The sequence below is a fragment of the Tumebacillus lacus genome, from assembly GCF_026410385.1.
Taxonomy (GTDB): Bacteria; Bacillota; Bacilli; order Tumebacillales; family Tumebacillaceae; genus Tumebacillus; species Tumebacillus lacus.
This window is the reverse complement of record NZ_JAPMLT010000007.1, coordinates 211,373-228,954: the sequence shown is the minus strand read 5'-3', so window position 1 is coordinate 228,954 and position 17,582 is coordinate 211,373. Positions and strand designations below refer to the sequence as shown.

General features: G+C 58.8%; 16 protein-coding genes. 3 read left to right on the top strand and 13 right to left on the bottom strand.

The features are described from left to right. The 7 genes from OS242_RS13545 to OS242_RS13515 all read right to left on the bottom strand — a co-directional run. The coding region (locus tag OS242_RS13545) for a hypothetical protein (RefSeq protein ID WP_267152212.1) at nucleotides 1-442 on the bottom strand (442 nt) is incomplete at its 3' end. Continuing rightward, complete coding sequence (locus tag OS242_RS13540) at nucleotides 354-1,739, bottom strand: LCP family protein (RefSeq protein ID WP_267152211.1); 1,386 nt, start codon at nucleotides 1,737-1,739, stop codon at nucleotides 354-356. The genes OS242_RS13540 and OS242_RS13545, both read right to left, overlap by 89 nt. Nucleotides 1,740-1,933: 194 nt before the next feature. Beyond that, nucleotides 1,934-2,410, bottom strand: a complete 477-nt coding sequence (locus tag OS242_RS13535) for a L,D-transpeptidase (RefSeq protein WP_267152210.1) — start codon at nucleotides 2,408-2,410, stop codon at nucleotides 1,934-1,936. Between the two features lie 53 nt (nucleotides 2,411-2,463). Beyond that, complete coding sequence (locus tag OS242_RS13530) at nucleotides 2,464-3,933, bottom strand: anthranilate synthase component I family protein (RefSeq protein WP_267152209.1); 1,470 nt, start codon at nucleotides 3,931-3,933, stop codon at nucleotides 2,464-2,466. Beyond that, a complete protein-coding gene (locus OS242_RS13525; protein ID WP_267152208.1) occupies nucleotides 3,930-4,511 on the bottom strand; it encodes an anthranilate synthase component II in 582 nt (193 codons plus the stop codon). Before OS242_RS13525 ends, OS242_RS13530 begins: the two co-directional genes overlap by 4 nt. Nucleotides 4,512-4,841: 330 nt before the next feature. Beyond that, entirely contained in the window at nucleotides 4,842-5,603 is a 762-nt protein-coding gene (locus OS242_RS13520; protein WP_267152207.1) for an alpha/beta hydrolase, read from the bottom strand. Nucleotides 5,604-5,692: 89 nt separating this feature from the next. After that, nucleotides 5,693-8,236, bottom strand: a complete 2,544-nt coding sequence (locus OS242_RS13515) for a putative bifunctional diguanylate cyclase/phosphodiesterase (RefSeq protein ID WP_267152206.1) — start codon at nucleotides 8,234-8,236, stop codon at nucleotides 5,693-5,695. 181 nt (nucleotides 8,237-8,417) lie between these two features. On the opposite strand from OS242_RS13515, the gene OS242_RS13510 reads away from it, so the two are divergent. Both OS242_RS13510 and OS242_RS13505 read left to right on the top strand, forming a co-directional pair. After that, the gene (locus tag OS242_RS13510) at nucleotides 8,418-10,751 is read left to right on the top strand and encodes an S-layer homology domain-containing protein (protein ID WP_267152205.1); all 2,334 of its coding nucleotides are present in this window, start codon (nucleotides 8,418-8,420) and stop codon (nucleotides 10,749-10,751) included. A gap of 145 nt (nucleotides 10,752-10,896) precedes the next feature. Next, complete coding sequence (locus OS242_RS13505; protein WP_267152204.1) at nucleotides 10,897-11,610, top strand: C40 family peptidase; 714 nt, start codon at nucleotides 10,897-10,899, stop codon at nucleotides 11,608-11,610. 33 nt (nucleotides 11,611-11,643) lie between these two features. On the opposite strand, the gene OS242_RS13500 is transcribed toward OS242_RS13505, so the two are convergent. From OS242_RS13500 to OS242_RS13475, 6 genes are all read right to left on the bottom strand, one after another. After that, nucleotides 11,644-12,915 (bottom strand): sensor histidine kinase, encoded by a 1,272-nt coding sequence (locus tag OS242_RS13500; protein WP_267152203.1) that lies wholly within the window; start codon nucleotides 12,913-12,915, stop codon nucleotides 11,644-11,646. Then, nucleotides 12,915-13,592 (bottom strand): response regulator, encoded by a 678-nt coding sequence (locus OS242_RS13495; RefSeq protein WP_267152202.1) that lies wholly within the window; start codon nucleotides 13,590-13,592, stop codon nucleotides 12,915-12,917. The genes OS242_RS13500 and OS242_RS13495 overlap by 1 nt, the downstream gene beginning before the upstream one ends. 112 nt (nucleotides 13,593-13,704) lie before the next feature. Continuing rightward, complete coding sequence (locus OS242_RS13490; RefSeq protein WP_267152201.1) at nucleotides 13,705-14,607, bottom strand: hypothetical protein; 903 nt, start codon at nucleotides 14,605-14,607, stop codon at nucleotides 13,705-13,707. Between the two features lie 133 nt (nucleotides 14,608-14,740). Beyond that, nucleotides 14,741-15,346 carry a hypothetical protein gene (locus tag OS242_RS13485; protein WP_267152200.1) on the bottom strand — a complete coding sequence of 202 codons (606 nt, stop codon included), beginning with the start codon at nucleotides 15,344-15,346 and terminating at the stop codon, nucleotides 14,741-14,743. A gap of 48 nt (nucleotides 15,347-15,394) precedes the next feature. Further along, nucleotides 15,395-16,195, bottom strand: a complete 801-nt coding sequence (locus tag OS242_RS13480) for a class I SAM-dependent methyltransferase (protein WP_267152199.1) — start codon at nucleotides 16,193-16,195, stop codon at nucleotides 15,395-15,397. Nucleotides 16,196-16,308: 113 nt separating this feature from the next. Continuing rightward, a complete protein-coding gene (locus OS242_RS13475) occupies nucleotides 16,309-16,875 on the bottom strand; it encodes a GNAT family N-acetyltransferase (protein ID WP_267152198.1) in 567 nt (188 codons plus the stop codon). A gap of 127 nt (nucleotides 16,876-17,002) precedes the next feature. Between OS242_RS13475 and OS242_RS13470 the strand changes: the two genes are divergently transcribed. Next, the gene (locus OS242_RS13470; RefSeq protein ID WP_267152197.1) at nucleotides 17,003-17,548 is read left to right on the top strand and encodes a spore coat protein; all 546 of its coding nucleotides are present in this window, start codon (nucleotides 17,003-17,005) and stop codon (nucleotides 17,546-17,548) included. Nucleotides 17,549-17,582 lie beyond the last annotated feature (34 nt).

Here is a 17,582-nt window from a genome sequence, read left to right as displayed (position 1 = left end):
TCGTCCCGCCGCCCGTACCCGGCGTCGTCGTCCCGGCGCCCGTACCCGGCGTCGTCGTCCCGCCGCCCGTACCCGGCGTCGTCGTCCCGCCGCCCGTACCCGGCGTCGTCGTGCCGCCACCCGTACCCGGCGTCGTGCCTGTCCCGGTGCCCGGCGTCTTCGTGCCGCCCGTTCCCGTGCCCGGTGTCGGCTCCTTCGTCTCCGGAACGGTCGGGGTCGGCGTATCCGGTTCGATCTTCGGGTTGTCCGGCACTACCGGCTCCGGCTGATAATACTCAGACGGCTGGTTGTTCGGAGTTTTGTCCAACTTCGACGGGTCGAGCCCCAAAAACTCATAGACCTTCACTTGCGTCTCATAGATGTTCGGAATCAACACCGACTGCCCGCCGCCAGCAGTGCCTTCGCGCAACGTCTCCATCGGCGGCACCTGCATCGACTCCAACGCAGAACTGTCCACCTCTCGAGCGAGCATCCCAAGCTTGACCATGTCCGACTTGGAAATGTTTGTCTCGACCGCCCGTACCCGGCGTCGTCGTGCCGCCGCCCGTACCCGGCGTCGTCGTGCCGCCACCCGTACCCGGCGTCGTGCCTGTCCCGGTGCCCGGCGTCTTCGTGCCGCCCGTTCCCGTGCCCGGTGTCGGCTCCTTCGTCTCCGGAACGGTCGGGGTCGGCGTATCCGGTTCGATCTTCGGGTTGTCCGGCACTACCGGCTCCGGCTGATAATACTCAGACGGCTGGTTGTTCGGAGTTTTGTCCAACTTCGACGGGTCGAGCCCCAAAAACTCATAGACCTTCACTTGCGTCTCATAGATGTTCGGAATCAACACCGACTGCCCGCCGCCAGCAGTGCCTTCGCGCAACGTCTCCATCGGCGGCACCTGCATCGACTCCAACGCAGAACTGTCCACCTCTCGAGCGAGCATCCCAAGCTTGACCATGTCCGACTTGGAAATGTTTGTCTCGATATACGGCCCAATCGCTTCAAGGAGCTTTGGCACCTTCAAAAGCGTCGCCGGCGAGCTGATCTCGTTGGCCACCGCCTCCAAGAACTTTCGCTGGCGTTCCGTGCGGGCAAAGTCTGCCATCGCATCATAACGGAAGCGCACATACATCAGCGCATGCTGCCCGTCCAGACGTTGCAACCCCTGTTTGAGGTTGATGTCGTACACCCCGTCATCGTTGTAGTGCAGCGGCTTCTCCACATCGATCTCCACTCCGCCGAGCGCATCGACGATGCCGATAAAGCCTTGGAAGTCGGTCTTCACATAATAATGGATCGGGATCTGCAAAAATTCTTTCAATGTCTTGATCGCAAGGTCCGGTCCGCCGAGTGCAAACGCAGCGTTGATCTTTTCCTTGCCGTAGCCTTCGGGGATCTGCACCCACGTATCACGCATCACCGACATCACCTTGGCCTTCTTCGTGACCGGGTCGATGCTGGCGATCAAAATACTGTCGGAGCGCGGGTTTTTATCATTGTCCCGGTTGTCCACACCGAACAGCACGATATTGACCGGGTCGGTGCCCGACCATTTCTCCACTTCCTTCACCTCGCGTTGATCCGGATTTTTCGGCACCTGGATCTGGTTCAGGAAGTTGTTGATGTAGTACGCATATACCAAACCGATCACCAGCAGCAACACCAAAAAGATGCCGAGGCCCCAGCGAAATTTGCGCGACTGCCAAAACTTTTTCTTCTGGCCGGAACCGGGTCGCGTCCGGTCTCTTCTGCTCTGCATCTCGATCATGCCCTTCTATATCGTGTCTTTGCTCCCTATCATCTGCGAAAAGTACAGAAAGTTCGACAAGATTATACCATATTCCTGACATTTCAACTGTTACAAAACTCGTACAAAAAAGCGTTTTTCCGCAGGAGCACCGTAGAAAGTATCTCTACTACTCTAGCGGAAAAACGCTCGCCTTGTCCATCCGATCAATCGACGATCTCCACCAGCGTGCCGACTTTCACCCGGTCGTACAGCCACGACACATCGCCGTTGGTCATCCGCACACATCCGGCCGACACATGGTTGCCGATGGAGTCCGGACGGTTCGTCCCGTGGATGCCATATTTTGATCCGTCCGTACCCGGCACCTCGATTCCGATCCAGCGCACGCCCAGCGGATTGTCCGGGTCGCCGCCGGGGATGTTTTTCTTGAGGTACCACGGATTTTTCACCATCATCACCACTTCAAACACGCCGTTTGGCGTATCGGCCGGGTTGGCACCGGTCGCCACTTTGAACGTGCGGATCGGCTGTTTGTAATAGTAATACGTCAACTTGTTCTCCGATTTGTCGATCAAGATATAGGAATCGCTCATAGGCTGGTGAATCTGCGCGTGATGCATCGGCGCAAACAGCGCAGCCAACAAAAACAGACCGGCCAAGAAACCACTGTACAGTCGCATCAGAGACACCTCCTGTACGCTGTAGTTTCCCGGCCGGTCTGACGTTTTATCCGTTATTTTTTCACGCCGGCCGCCTGCTTGAGCGCCGTGACGCGCAACGCGCCGAGCTTATGGTCGGTCTCTTGCCATTCCTGCAAGGGATCGGAATCGGCGACGATGCCTGCCCCGGCCTGCAGGTAGCACGTGTCGCCTTTTTGGACGATGGTGCGGATCACGATCGCCGTGTTCATATTGCCCAGGAAATCAATAAACCCGAGCACGCCGCCGTACGGACCGCGGTCAAAGTCCTCCAACTCATCGATGATCTCCATCGCCCGCACTTTCGGCGTACCGGTCAGCGTGCCGGCCGGGAAGGTGGAGAGGAAGATGTCGAACAGCGAGCGGTTGGTCTCCACGCGCCCTTCCACCGTCGAGACCATGTGATAGACATGTGAGTACTCCTCGATGATCATGAAGTCTTTCACATAGATCGAGCCGGGCACCGACACGCGGCCCAGATCGTTGCGGCACAGGTCGATCAGCATCAGATGCTCCGCCCGCTCTTTCTCGTCGTTGCGCAACCGCTCGATCAGTTGGATGTTCTCCTCCGGGCGCGTGCCTTTCCCTTTCGACGTTCCGGCGATGGGTCGCATCTGCACCACACCCTGTTCGAGGCGGATCTGCATCTCCGGCGACGTGCCGAAGATCTTGTAATCCCCGTAGTCCACGTAGTACATGTAAGGCGACGGGTTCAGTTTTTTGAGGTTGCAGTACATCTGCATCGAGTCGACCTTCCCGACGATCCGGTTGCGCTTGGAGATAACGACTTGGAACACATCGCCTTCACGAATGTACTCTTTTGCCCGGTCGACCCGCCGGAGAAACTCGGCTTCCTGCACGTCTTCTTCCACATGCAGAAGGCCGGCGTCATATCCTTCAAACTCCGGCTCCTCATATAGGCGAATAAACGCCTCGATCTCCTCAAAACTCGGAGTCGGCACTCCTTCGATCTCGTTGATGATCACATGGATCATCTCCTGTTCAAAGTGCAGCACTACCTGATGCACCTGCAGACGGATGTCGTCTGTCGCCAGATCGTCGGCTGTCGTTTTCGGGATCTGCTCAAAATACCGGATCGAGTCGTACGAGAAATGGCCGACAAATCCGAACGAATATTTGGCCATCGTCTGCCGGTCGAGCAGGTCAAAGCTGTCGATCACACCGTCGAGCAAGGCCGACACGCTGCCGGTAAACAGGCAAAGATCCGGTTCGATCTCTTCCAGACGCGGTTGCACCCGCGAGGCGAGCGGCCCGGTCAACGCCAGCGAACGCCCTTTGACCTTCACCGTCAACTGCGGGAACAACGCGATGCTCGACGCGCAGTAGCGGCTGTGAATATCCTTGACCGAGTCGAGCAAAAACGCGCTTTCCATGCCATACTCCTTCGTCAGCGCTTGAAACACTTCGAACGATTCGCAGATGCGGCGGTAGGTGCGGTGATGCGTGCGAACCGGGATCTTGCCCGGGGACGGATACGCGCTCATGCCGGCACCCCCGTCTTGCCATTGACAAAGTTGGCCAGTATCGTCAGGCCGCCCTCGGTGAGGATCGACTCCGGATGAAACTGCACGCCGACCACATCCAGCTCTTTGTGGCGCATCGCCATGATCTCGCCGTCCTCGCTCTTGGCCGTCACCTCAAAACAATCGGGCAGCGACTTTGGCTCGACGATCAGCGAGTGATAGCGCGTGGCCGTGAACGGGCTCGGCACCCCTTCAAACAGGCCGTTGCCGTCATGCTGCAACTTTGACGTTTTGCCGTGCATCATCTTCTCCGCCTTGACGACCTGGCCGCCAAACACTTGGCCGATCGCCTGATGTCCCAGACACACGCCCAGCACGGGGATGCGTCCGGCAAAATGGCGGATCGCCTCCATCGAGATCCCCGCTTCGTTCGGGGTGCACGGGCCGGGTGAGATCAGCAGATGCGTCGGGCGCAGCTCTTCCAGCTCTTCTATGGTGATCTTGTCATTGCGCGTCACATGCACAGAAGCATCCAGTTCGCGCAAGTATTGCACGATGTTGTAAGTAAACGAATCATAATTATCAATCACGACGATCATGGGACCCACACCTCTTCTCCGCTTATTTGAGCCGAAGACACGCGAAAAAACCAGCGTCCGCAAAAGGCGTACCTGGTCAGGGGTGTGTCCCTCTATGTGGACAGACGACACCCTTTTCTCCTCGGCTCCTCTCGGCTCATCTCAGATCTTGCTCTCAGGGTCTTGCTCTCAACTCTGCTCTCAGGGGTCTGTCGTTTCTTCACTCAACACTTCAACTCAACTTATGTTCCATCTTACCAAATATCATACAAAGGATTCCCCCGCCCTGTCAAGGTCGGCACGCAGCCAAAGAAAAAACCCGGCCGCAACCGGGTTTTGCCTCCTCATTCACTAGGGCGCCAGGAACTCGACGACCGTACGGATCACTTCTTGTTCCCATTCGTGCTTGTTAAACGTGTGATCGGCGCCTTCCACCGCATGCAGGGTCGCGCGGCCGCCGTAGACCATGCTCTGATACATCTTCGACATGTCAAACGGCACCATCAGATCTTTCGTGCCGTGGACGAGCAACACATCGCCTTTGAATGCTTTGGCGTCCTCAAACACGTTGAGCAGCTTGATATCCTCGCCGAACGCCCGGCCGATCAGATAGCCGCCGTGGTCGACGTAGACCAGATCCGGGATCGCCAGAGACGCCTCGACCATGTCTTTGACCAGTTCGTACATGTTGCCCGCCGCGCAGAGCAAAGCCAGTTTGTAGACTTGATCGTGGCGCAGGCCGCCGACGACGCTCGCCACCAAGCCGCCGAGCGAGATGCCGAGCAGCGAGATGCGCTCCGGGTCGATGCGCGGATCTTGGCGCACCGAGTCGAGGATCGCTTGCGCTTCCTCGATCTCGCGGGAGACGGTCATGTCCCGGTGGTCGCCGTCGCTCTCCCCGTTGCCGAGAAAATCATAGCGGAACGCCGCGACGCCTTGTTTCGCCAGCTCCCGGCTCAGCTTGACAAACATCCCATGCATCGACGAGATGTTGCCGGTGAAGCCGTGGAACAAGATCACAGCCGGCAGCCGCTCGCCTTCGCGGTGCGTGGGCACGTGCTCCATGCCGCGCAGCGTCATGCCGTCATGTTGCAATTCAATCGCTTTTTGCATCTGACACCCTCCCTGCTTTCTGTCATGATACAAAAATTTTCCGCGAAACGCCAGTTCTCAGCACCGCCCACTGACCGATCCGTTCAAATTTATGTTTCGATCCGACGCGTGTAGAAATTGTCCAGACCGCCGCGCAGCATCTTTTCGATCTCCTCCGCCGGACGCGGCGGCGAGAACAGATACCCTTGCATCTGGTCGCAGCCTTGTCCATAAAGGAATTCGAGCTGCTCCTCGTTTTCCACGCCCTCGGCGATCACCTTCATCTCCAGCGTGTGCGCCATCGCGATGATCGTCGTGACGATGGTGGCATCGCCTTCGTTGGACGTGATGTCACCGACGAAGGAGCGATCGATCTTCAGCGTGTCGATGGGGAAGCGCTTGAGATAGTTCAGCGAGGAGTAGCCGGTGCCAAAGTCGTCAATCGACAGTTTGACCCCGAGATGTTTCAACTCATAGAGTTTGGAGACAGCCCGGTCGGCGTGCGTCATCGCCAGCGACTCGGTGACCTCCAACTCCAGATATTGCGGATCAAGGCCCGTCTCTTGCAGCACCTCGGCGATCTGTTCGACGAAGTTTTGCTTTTGGAACTGACGCGCCGACAGATTGACCGCGACGCAGACCGGCGGCAGTCCCGCCTCCTGCCATTCGATCAATTGACGGCAGGCTCTGCGCAGCACCCAGTCACCGATCGGCTCGATCAGCCCGGTGTTTTCCGCAATCGGGATGAACAGTGCCGGCGAGATCATGCCGTGCTCCGGGTGGTTCCAGCGGATCAACGCTTCCATGCCGATCATCTTGCCGGTGTAGACGTTGACTTGCGGCTGGTAGTACAACACAAACTCCTCCAACTCCAAAGCTTGGTGCAGGCTTTGCTCCAACTGGAGCTGTTCGAGAATCGTCGCGTTCATCGTCCGCGAGTAGAGCTGGAAGTTGTTGCGTCCGCTCTCTTTGGCGTGATACATCGCCGCATCGGCGTTTTTCAGCAAGGTCGTGTCGTCCTCGCCGTCTCGCGGATAGACGGCGATGCCGATGCTCGTCGACAGCCGGAACTCATGGTTGTCAAAGCGCAACGGGATCTCAAATCCGTCGAGGATCGAGCGGGCCACGACCACGCAGTCGCTGTCCCCTTCCACCTTCGGCAGCAAGATCGTAAACTCATCGCCGCCCATCCGGGCGAGGATCGCGTGTTCCGGCAACACCCCGGACAGCCGCTTGGCCACATTTTGCAAGAGCAGATCGCCCGTCGTGTGACCGAGCGAGTCGTTGACAAACTTAAATCGATCGAGGTCGAGGAACATCACGGCCATCATCTCGCCGCGCAGTTCCGCCTCCGCCATCGCCGCCTGCAGCCGCCGCTTGAACAGACGGCGGTTCGGCAGGTTGGTCAGGTCGTCGTAAAAGGCCATCTGCGTGATCGCATCTTGCGCCTTGGAGTTGACCTCTTCGATCAGCAGGTTCAACTTGGCCGCCATCGCGCTGATCTGCCGGGCCAGCCAGCCCAGCTCGTTATTTTCCCGCACATCGAGATCGGTCGAGAAGTCCCCTTCCGCGATCCGGGCCAGGTACGCTTCGATCTGTTGCAAAGGTTGCAGTCGGCGGATCGCGATCACCCGCACCGTCAAGATGATGATTACAAAACAGCAGAAAAACGCTACAGCGAGCAACGCCACCAAGCGCCGCTCCATCGTCGCGTGCCGCGTGTAGTTGGCCGTCAGAGCCATCACCCGCTGGTCATCCATCGGCAGGTAGTATTTTGCCTTCTGCAGGCCGTCCTCCACAAACGTGACATGGCGCTCGTCACCGTCTAGCATCGTCTTCTCCAGCATCTCGCGGTCTTCCGGCACGAGATGTTCATGACGGCCGAACAGCACCGGCGTATCGACATCCGGCTCGACGATCACGTTGGCCTCGCCTTTCATCCAGGCGGGCACGTTGATCACGGCGATCTCTTCAATGGTCGGATTCTCGCTGACCAGTTTCTCGATCATCTGCGAAGGCCCAAACTCACGGGTGAGCTGATAGAGTTCCTGATCGAGCACGTACGGATTGATCATGTAGGAAGTCGTGCCGTCGTAATAGTAAGCGTATTTTAAATATTTGTCGTCCCACTCCGACTTGGAGATCGGTCCGACCCAGAAATGCCGTTCGCTGTAGCCTTTGCCGACATCGACCGTCAGACCGCTCATCAACTGCTGAAACGCCGTGTGCCAATACCCCCAGCCCTTGGTGCTCAGCCCCAATTCCATCGAGTCGGTCGATTGGGTGATCACGATATCGTCACCCTTGCGCTCGAACAGGGAGATGTCAAACAGGTGAAACTCTTCCTTCAACTGCTCCAGTTCTTCCCGGCTGACCTCGTCCGCCGTCTTTTTATCGGCCAACGCCTTCGCGATCGCCGCCGACACGGTGGAGAGCCTGCGCTCGACCAGCCGCTCCACCGTCTGAGCTGCGCGCTGGTTGGAATCCATCGCGCTGGCGATCACCTCTTTGCTCGCATGCACTTCGCTGGCGAGATAGTTTTCCACCTCCGCCTTGGTGAACCAAATGGTCACCAGTGCTGTCACGATGCCGATCACAGCCATGACAAAGCCCACGCGAACGAGAATCTGCGTCGTGACCAGATTCCGCTTCATAGATGGTTTCCTCCCTGCTATAAATCCAGAACGAAAACTGCAATTAGGCGTATTGTACCAGATATAAATATATCTCTACAAGTTCAAAAAGATTTTCACACAAGGAATTTGACTTCTGATGTCGAAAAAGTGGCAGACAGTCTTGGCATGAAATGGCTAATGAAGAAGATGGAGGAATCAAATGAAACGTAAAACGTTCCCGCTGTTGTTGGCGGCGGCCCTGCTGGCCGTCCCCGTTCTGCCGCTCGCGACCCCCGATACGGCTCTGGCAGCCGCCACGAGGCTGGCGACGCCGACGAACGTGATGATAAAAGGCGACCGCATGGTCACCTGGACCCAAAGCCCGAACGCATCCGGCTATATGATCCAAGTCTTCGATGCGGTGACCAACAAAGTGATCGGTGACGTGCGCACCTCATTCGATGCGTCTTCCGCGTCGATCGACAGCGTGTTGGCCAACAAAAACGGCACCTACTATGTCAAGGTGACGGCAACCAGCGCCAACACCGCCATCCACATCAACTCGCTCGCGTCGGCAAAGTCAAACGTGCTGACGATCTCCTATTCGGTCACCCTGAACGCACCGGCAGCGCCTGTGCTCGCCACCGACGGCACGGTCACCTGGAAAAACGTTCCGAACGAAGGCTATACGCTCCACGTCTACCACTCGCCGAGCCAGACGCTGGTCACCTCCTACGACCTCGCCAAAGACTCGACGACCTATGACGTCAAACGGTTGATCCCGGCAGCAGGCAGCTACTATGTGCGACTGATCGCCCGCGGCGACGGTCAAACGATCCGCGATTCGGCCGAGTCGGCATCCTCTTCGATCCGTTCGCTCAAACTGGCCTCCCTTGCCGCTCCGTCCACCGTCACCCTCGACTCCGGTCGCACCGCGACGTGGAGCGCGGTGACCGCCAATCAAGGCTACCGCATCGGTGTCTACCGCGCCGAGTCGGGCGCCATCGTCGGTTTTGTGCAGGCGGAAAAAGATCAGACGACCGCCGACCTCAGCAAGCTGATCACCCGCAGCGGCCGGTATTTCATCAAGGTGCAGACCCTCGGGCTGAACAACGCCCACTCGCTCGACTCGCTGCCCTCCCCGACGGAGCAGTTCTGGCTGGAAGCCAACCTGTACGCGGCGGCAGATGACGAGATCTCGGCCACGACCGAGTCGATGGACGGCATCACCATCACCAACGTTCAACTGGACGAAACGGCGGTGCTCGCCGGTGTGACCGCGACCAACGCGTACCGCCTCGTGCTGCCGCTCGACGTGAAGTCCGGCGGCTGGCGCATCAAGATCGGCGGCGAGATCCTCGATAAACTGCTCGCCCGCTCTGCTGCCAACGCGCAGGTGCAGGTGCTCTCCGAGGCCGGCTCGTTTACCCTGCCGCTCTCGGAACTGTCCGGGATGCCTTCCAGCCGTTCTGCTTCTTCGCTCGCCGACACCTATGCGGTGATCGAACTGCGCCCGACCACCGCGCTGGTTCCGACCGGGCAGCAGATGTCTCCCGTCTCCCTGCGCGTCTCGCTCACCGACGAGCAAGACCGTGTGCTCGGCGAGTTGGACCGGACATCCGGCTATCTCGCGCTGACCGTGCCGCTCCCGTCCGGCTCCGGCAACCTCGCGTCGCTGACCGGGTTCCGCCTCGATGCGGCCGGCCGCATGCTTGCGGTACCGGCTCTGTTCCACAGCGGCAATGAAACGTCGACCGCCACGTTCAAGTATCAAGGCAACGGCACGTTCGGCGTCTTGAAAAAAGAGTCTTCCTTCCCCGATGTGGAGGAAAGCCATTACGCGAAACAGTCCATCGAGTCCTTGACCACACGCCTGGTGATCAACGGATTTGAAGACGGCACGTTCCGCCCGCACGAGACGGTCACCCGCGCCCAGTTCGCTCAGATGATCGTCAAAGCGCTGGCCGTGCAAGCAAACGGATTCCCGCAGCCGCAGCTCCCGTCGAACGAACCGACGACACCGCCGCCGTCCGAGACGCCTGATCCGACCGCGCCGGATGCGGACACCGAGACGGACAACGGCGCTTCCGATGTCGTGCCGGCCATTCCGCCGGTCGTCCCGGCTGTGCCGCCGACCGCACCGCCCGCTCCGCAGATCGAGACGATGTTTGACGACGTGCCGCAGGACGCTTGGTTCACCGAGGCGGTCGTCGCCGCGTTCCGCTCGCAGTTGATCAACGGTCGCGGCGACGGCGTCTTTGCTCCGAACGATCTGATCACCGAGCAAGAGATGGCGACGATGATCGTCCGCGCCCTGCGCTATGCGGGCTATGACACCTCGATCACCGACAGCGAACAATCCTCGCTGCTCGCCGGACTCCCGCACAGCGCCGAACTCGGCGACTATGCGCTGTCCCCGGCAGCACTCTGCGTCCGAGACCAGATCCTCTTTGGCCCGACGCTGGACCGGTTCGACCCGACGCACAAAGCGGATCGCGGCCAAGCGGCCGACATGCTGTACCGCATGATGCGCGCGCTCGAATTTGCCAACTAACACACCAAAAGCCCTTTCCCGCTCCGGGAAAGGGCTTTTTTTCAGGACGCCCGACCATCGGTTCCCTGACATTTCCGCGCATGAGCGACCTCTCGCATGGTGACGGTAAGAGAGAAGAGTCGAACTCACAAAGGAGAGAGGTCTCATGCGTACCTTCATGCATCGCATCTGTCGGCTGATGCTGAGTCTGGTGTTGCTCACCGCTGTCTTTGCGGATATCAAACCGGCCCTCGCAGCAAACGGCGGCGAACCGGAAGCGGTCACCACCGCCACCTCCCCCGCCCTTCGCATCGGTTCGCGCGGTTGGCAAGTCACGCAGCTCCAGCAAAATCTGCGCGCTCTGGGCTATTTTACGTACTCTCGAAACACCGGCTACTACGGCTGGATCACCGCCGCCGCCGTTAAACGCTTTCAAGCCGCGTATCTTTTGAAAGTGGACGGCATCGCAGGTCCGATCACCAACACGGCGATCAAACATGCGGTGGTCAAGAAAAAGATCATCGCCGATTCGACCAAATACATCGGGGTCAAATACGTCTGGGGTGCGGAGAGCCCAAGCCAAGGCTTCGACTGCTCCGGCTATGTCCACTACATGTTCACCTCGCACGGCGTCTGGAGCGTACCGCGCACGACCGCTTCGCAGCTCTACCGCCGGGGATTTGCCGTCTCGCGCAATAACCTGCGCCCGGGCGACCTCGTCTTTTTCTCGATGGAGTCGCGGGGTGTGATCTCGCACGTCGGCTTCTATATGGGCAATAATAAATTCATCTCCGCCACGATATCCAAAGGGGTCTGGATCTACTCGATGGACAATTCCTACTGGGGCCCGCACTATATGGGTGCGAAACGAGTGTACTAGATCGCGCACCTGCCAAAAAAGACGCCGAAAGGATCAACCTTTCGGCGTCTTTTTCTGCGGGAAAGAGATCGAAAACGTCGTCCCCTGTCCGAGATGGCTTTCGACTTTGATCCGGCCGTGATGCGCTTCGACGATCCACTTGGCGATGGCGAGCCCGAGCCCGTAGCCGCCCTCTTGCCGGTGACGTGCCTTGTCGCCGCGATAAAATCGGTCGAAGATCTGCGGCAGATCGTCCGGGTCAATGCCGTGTCCCGTGTCGGTGACCGACACCTCGATCCCGTGAGCGTGACGGCGGCATGACAGCGTGATTCGGCCGCCCTCCGGCGTGTACTTGATCGCGTTGTCCAGCAAGATCACGAACAACTGCCGCAGCCGCTCTTCATCCGCCACAAGCGTCAGATCCGGCTCGATCTCCGCCGTCAGCCTGATCTCTTTCAACTCGGCCAGCCCTTCAAACTGCTCGGCCGTCTCGGCCAGCAACCGGTCGATCTGCATCTGTTCCATCCGCAGTTCGATCTGGCCCGAGTCGGAGCGGGCGAGCGTCAGCAGGTCGGCGACGAGACCGCTCATCCGGCGGGTTTCTTTCAAGATCATCGAGATCTGCTGGCTCGACTCCAGCACCGTGCGTTCCGGATGGCGCAGCAACAACTCCGTGTGCGTGCGCACCACCGCCAGCGGGGTCCGCAGTTCGTGTGACGCGTCGGCGACGAACTCCTGCTGCTTTTCCCACGCGGCGCGGATCGGCACCAGCGCCCGTCCCGCCAGCACAAACCCGGCCGCCACCGCCAGCCCGGCCCCGAGCAACGAACCGGCGATGATGCCGATCAACAGCCTGGAGAGCACCGCTTGTTCCGCGTCGACGTTGCGAATGATCTGCAGATAGGCAAACGAGGCCTGAGAGAGGGACGGCGGCCTGTTCGGTTTCACCGTCAGCGCACGAAAGCTGTGCCCGGCTACCTCCAGCGTCTGCGGCTCATCGGCCTCCAGCCGCTTTGCAAACGCATCCACAAATTCGTCCGGCACCGCTCCTTCCGGGAGCGAGGCGATCAACGCGCCCCGCTCGTCCCAGATCAACGTCGCCACAGGCGCTTCATCGACCCCGCGTGGCGGTCGCACAACCAGTTTCAGACCGCCGCGGCCGATCTGCACCTGCTGCTGAGCGACCCGTCTGGCCAGGTCTTCGTCGATGCCTTGGTAAAGCCGGTGTTTCGTATAGACAAACAAGGCCGATCCGCCCAGCACAAGGAGGAAAAAGAGGACCGCCGCATTGAAAAGGGCGAGCCGCACCCGCGTCTTCTGGAACATCAGCTTTTCCCCGACAGCATGTAGCCGACGCCCCGCACCGTACGCAACAAGTGATCGCAGCCCGCCGGTGCGAGCTTTTTGCGCAGATAGTGCAGGTAGACGTCGACGACCGAGGAACTTGTGTCCACGTCAAAGCCCCACACCCGGTCAAAGATCTGCTCCCGCGTCAGGATCTGCTCCTTGTTCATCAACAGAAACTCCAGCAACTTGTACTCTTTGGCGGTCAGTTTCAACGGCTGGTCGTCCACATAGCCATCGTGCGATTTGGGGCGCAGTGACAGGCGGTCATAGCTGATGTCGCCTTCCGGATTGAGCGTTCCGTGGCGGCGGAGCACCGCCCGCGCCCGGGCCAACAGTTCCTGCACGGCAAACGGCTTGACCACGTAGTCATCCGCGCCGGCATCGAGCCCTTTGACCCGATCCGCGACGCTGTCACGAGCAGTCAGGAGCAGGATCGGCACCGTCTGCCCCTTTTTGCGCAGCCGTTTGACGATTTCGATGCCGCTCAGACTTGGCAGCATGATGTCGAGCACGAGCAGATCATGGATCCCCTGCTCGGCCAACAGCAGCCCCTCCTCACCGTCCCCGGCTGTGTCCACCTGATACGACTCCTCCTCAAACACCGTCACCACCGCATCGCGCAGCCCGGCGTCGTCCTCCACGATCAACATGCGCACCCTCAGTCCCTCGCCTTCTTCACACACTCTTGTACCGATCATTGTATACAAAAGAGAGGCGGTTGCCCACCCCGCCTCCGATCTCTTGCACACGTTGCGTCTGACTTGTTGCTTACAGCGCTTCGTACGATTGTTGCTGGACTTGCGTTTGTGCAGACGGTAGCTCGGTGGTCGCTGCGCCGTCTTGCGGAGCACCCTTGCGGAATTTGCCGTGATGACCGCCATGCGCGCCGCCTTTGCCAAATGCCGGTCCTTTGCTGGAGATCATCGCTTCGATTTTCTCACGTGTCAGGTGGGTCTTCATCTCCGCCGCTTTCTCAGCGTCGATCTTGCCGTCGGTCACCGCTTGGTCGATGTGTTGGGTCTGGCTGTCCAGCAGGAAGGTAACCAGCGCATCTTTTTCGATGCCTTGATCGGTCGCCACGTCGAGCAGCGTCTTGTCCGCTTGCATCGCCGTGCGGAGTTGCTCCTCGGTGAGCTTCAGGAAATCGAGCAGCTCTTGGCTGTTTTTGCCGATCATCATCTTGCCCGGACCGCCGAAGCCCTTCTCGCCGTCATGCTTCGCCGGAGCCGCTTGCGAGATCCGCTCTTCGATCTGCTCACGGGTCAGCTTGCTCTTGATCTCCGCCGCTTTTTCCGCGTCGATCTTGCCGTCGGTCACCGCTTGATCGATGCTCTTGGTGTGGTTCTCCAGCAGGAAGTCGACCAGCGCATCCTTCGAGATACCCTTCTCCGTCGCGATGTCGAGCAGCGACTTCTGCGCTTCTCTCGCTGTGTGGAGCTCTTCGTGGGTGATCTTCAAGAAGTCGAGCAACGCTTGATGATCGCCTTTCATCAGGAACTTGCCGCCTTTCATCTCGCCGCGATTGTCAAACTTTTCCACTTGATCCTGCGTTTGTGCCGCATCGCTGCTCGGAGCCGCCGGAGTCTCGGTGGCAGCCAATGCCGTACCCGTACCCGCCATCAGAGCTACGATCCCCGCTGCGATCCACATCTTCGTGTTCTTATTCATCATCTTCCATCCATCCCTTCGGTTTTGAGGTTGTGTGTCGGACGACCGTCCTTACACCCTCAGTATGGAAGAGACGGATTAGATTTTTCTTAAAAAAGCGTGGGCAATCTGTGACATCCTGTTCTTCAAGGGCGATTTACCGATTCCGATCCCGCCCGCGACGGCCAAACACCCACAACGCCGCACCGAGCAGCGCGGTCCCCCCGAGCGCGGCCCACAGCGGCGTGAAGAGATCCACATCATCGGCAGGGGCGGTTTCCTTCCGCTCCGTCTGTTCCCCTGTCTTCTCCAGTTCATTTCGAATCAGATCCGTCTGCCCTGACCCGAGATCTTTCAATGCCTGACTCGCAAGCGACAGTTTCTTCGTTTCGTTGCAGATGGATGTGGTCAAGCGCCCGCCATCGTTTTTTGCAAAGACGAGATAAGACTCCCCCTCTCGAAACTCCACCCCGCACGACGCTTCAGACAGGGCGGAAGAGACGACGATCTCTTGCACCGCCGCTCCCTTCCACACCTCCTCCACCTGCAGCGTGATCTTCGCCAGGTCTCCCGTGCCTTTCGACATCCACGGCTTTTTGATCTCCGTCACCGTCCCGCGAAACACCGCATCCGAAACATCCTTCGCCTCCAGCGTTGTAAATCCGACACACGAACAAGCGGCCGCCCGATCCGCCGGGGCGGCGAACACCGTCAACGCCGCGATCAGGATCCACACAGTCAGACTGTGCAACAAATGAATCATGTCAGTCACTCCCCTTCCAAAAAATAGTCGAAAGGGATCGCTCCTCCGTTACACGCACGCCTTGCGAAACATCCCCATCCATTCATCGATCTCAAACGATTGCACCCGTCCCGCTTCCGTCTTCACATCAAAATACGCATGCTCCTTCGCGCCTCCGGACAGCACAAACGCCTCGACCTCCGCCGGTTGGTCCGCATCTTCCGCCGTGCGCAACACCCACGTCGGGAACTTGAACTCCTTGCGGCGTTGCAGCGACCGCTCCTCGATCATCCCCGCCTGTGTCAGCCACGCGCTCCACTCCGACACCTTCGCACAGCGCACATGACTTCTGTCGCGCAGTTGCTCCACCTTGTTCATATAGGCGGCCAGATCGTCATCCTCCGGCGCCACGTTGTCGATCAGGATCATCCGCCCACCCGGTTTCAACACCCGGGCCGCCTCCGCCACAAACCGCTCCGGATGGGGAAAATGGTGCGGTGCGATCCGGCAGGTCACCGCATCGAACACCCCGTCGAGAAACGGCAGCCGTTCCGCATCGGCAACCACATACATCACATTCTCACACCCGGACTCGTCCAGGTGCTTTTTCGCCGCCTCCAGCATCTTGCGCGTCAGATCGGCCGCATACACCGTCCCGACGTTGCCTGCCAACGCCTTCGCCACATGCCCGCCGCCTGTCGCGATATCCAGTACCCTCCAATCCTTTTGCGGCTGCAACCACTCCACGATCTGATCCAGATCGCTCTGCTTCGAATGAATCTCGCTCGCCACGTATTTCTCCGCATTTGCGCCAAACACGTCCTGCACCTTGGCTTTGAGTTGCCGTTCGTTTTGATTTTGGTCGTTCATGTTCAACACCTCCTGTCTCTACGATACTCCAAAATCAGACCACCCGGTCATAGAAAACGAATCGCCCCTTATCGACAGTTTCGATAAGGGGCGATTCGTTCCACCTACAAACTTCATAAAAACAAACTCATAAATACCTCATCCACATACTTCCCCTCCAAATAAAACTGCTCCTTCCTGCGCCCCTCCAACACAAATCCATATCGTTGATACAGTTCAATCGCCCGGTCATTATTCGAAAACACATCCAAGCAAAACTTCCGCACCCCGTACGCCTTGCACCACGCGATGCTGTATTTCATAAATCGCTTGCCGATGCCGAGCCCGCGATGTTTCGGGCCGACCCAGATGCGGTAGTTGACCGTGTGGCGGTTCATCGCCAGCGGACCGCGCTTTAAGATCGCCGCTCCCACCACCTCGCCGTCGACCACCGCCAGTGTGTACATCGAGTTTTCGCGGACACTTTTACGGATCTCCTCTTCCTTTTCCCGCACGCTCGCCAGCGTGTCCTCGTCCTCCTGCAGATAGATCCCTTCGCGCACCACCCGCGCCATCCGTTTCAAGATCGCTCTCGCATCCTCCGGTCTCGCCGGTCGCAACGTCACCGTCCGGCCGTCGCGGGCGACATAGGACTGCTCATATTGAAAATCCGGCTGCGGTTGCAACAATCGCTTACCCATCCGAATCATCTCCTTCTCGTTTCTCAGATGCTGTCAGTATGCCCATTCTCCCGCACCGCCACTTTGCATAAAAAACAGCGGCTCAAGACACGCTGATAGAGGAAATTCCCAAAGGAGAGTGATTGCTGTGCCGTTTGGTGCTCACGAAGCGATGGAAGTCCATGAAATCCTCAATGAAAAGATCTGCATGATCGATCATCTGCAAACGTACTCGGATCAAGCGACCGACCCGACCTTGATCGACCTGATCTCGCGCCACAGAAATCATGCCATCCGCGCCTACAACGAACTGGTCGCCTACACCCACGATATGACGGCTGTCACCCCGATTGAAGTCCAATTTTCCCAAGTCACCTCGCCGGGCGGCATCCAGTACGGTCTGCGCAACCCGGCTCCCCAGTCGCCGATGGATGTCCAACTCGGCCAATTCTACGACGCGCAGATCGCCCGCTCGGTGTTGCTCGCTCACAAAAACTCGGCGAAAAACCACATGGCGGCTTCCTTGGAATGCGCCGATCCGTATGTGCGTCAGATGCTGCTCAACGGCGCGACCGCCTGCAACTACCAAGCGTATGAAGTGTTTGAGTACATGAACGCGCGCGGCCTCTACCAAGTGCCTACGATGAGTGACCACACCGCGAAAACGTTCTTGCACGCCTACCAAACACGCTAGAATTTTCAGTCAAAATATGGCTGACGATCCACTC

What these genes read in the sequence shown, in the direction of transcription:
- OS242_RS13540 (WP_267152211.1), bottom strand. Translation starts at nt 1,739, where the DNA reads ATGCAGAGCAGAAGAGACCGGACGCGACCCGGTTCCGGCCAGAAGAAA.
- OS242_RS13535 (WP_267152210.1), bottom strand. Translation starts at nt 2,410, where the DNA reads ATGCGACTGTACAGTGGTTTCTTGGCCGGTCTGTTTTTGTTGGCTGCG.
- OS242_RS13530 (WP_267152209.1), bottom strand. Translation starts at nt 3,933, where the DNA reads ATGAGCGCGTATCCGTCCCCGGGCAAGATCCCGGTTCGCACGCATCAC.
- OS242_RS13525 (WP_267152208.1), bottom strand. Translation starts at nt 4,511, where the DNA reads ATGATCGTCGTGATTGATAATTATGATTCGTTTACTTACAACATCGTG.
- OS242_RS13520 (WP_267152207.1), bottom strand. Translation starts at nt 5,603, where the DNA reads ATGCAAAAAGCGATTGAATTGCAACATGACGGCATGACGCTGCGCGGC.
- OS242_RS13515 (WP_267152206.1), bottom strand. Translation starts at nt 8,236, where the DNA reads ATGAAGCGGAATCTGGTCACGACGCAGATTCTCGTTCGCGTGGGCTTT.
- OS242_RS13510 (WP_267152205.1), top strand. Translation starts at nt 8,418, where the DNA reads ATGAAACGTAAAACGTTCCCGCTGTTGTTGGCGGCGGCCCTGCTGGCC.
- OS242_RS13505 (WP_267152204.1), top strand. Translation starts at nt 10,897, where the DNA reads ATGCGTACCTTCATGCATCGCATCTGTCGGCTGATGCTGAGTCTGGTG.
- OS242_RS13500 (WP_267152203.1), bottom strand. Translation starts at nt 12,915, where the DNA reads ATGTTCCAGAAGACGCGGGTGCGGCTCGCCCTTTTCAATGCGGCGGTC.
- OS242_RS13490 (WP_267152201.1), bottom strand. Translation starts at nt 14,607, where the DNA reads ATGATGAATAAGAACACGAAGATGTGGATCGCAGCGGGGATCGTAGCT.
- OS242_RS13485 (WP_267152200.1), bottom strand. Translation starts at nt 15,346, where the DNA reads ATGATTCATTTGTTGCACAGTCTGACTGTGTGGATCCTGATCGCGGCG.
- OS242_RS13480 (WP_267152199.1), bottom strand. Translation starts at nt 16,195, where the DNA reads ATGAACGACCAAAATCAAAACGAACGGCAACTCAAAGCCAAGGTGCAG.
- OS242_RS13475 (WP_267152198.1), bottom strand. Translation starts at nt 16,875, where the DNA reads ATGGGTAAGCGATTGTTGCAACCGCAGCCGGATTTTCAATATGAGCAG.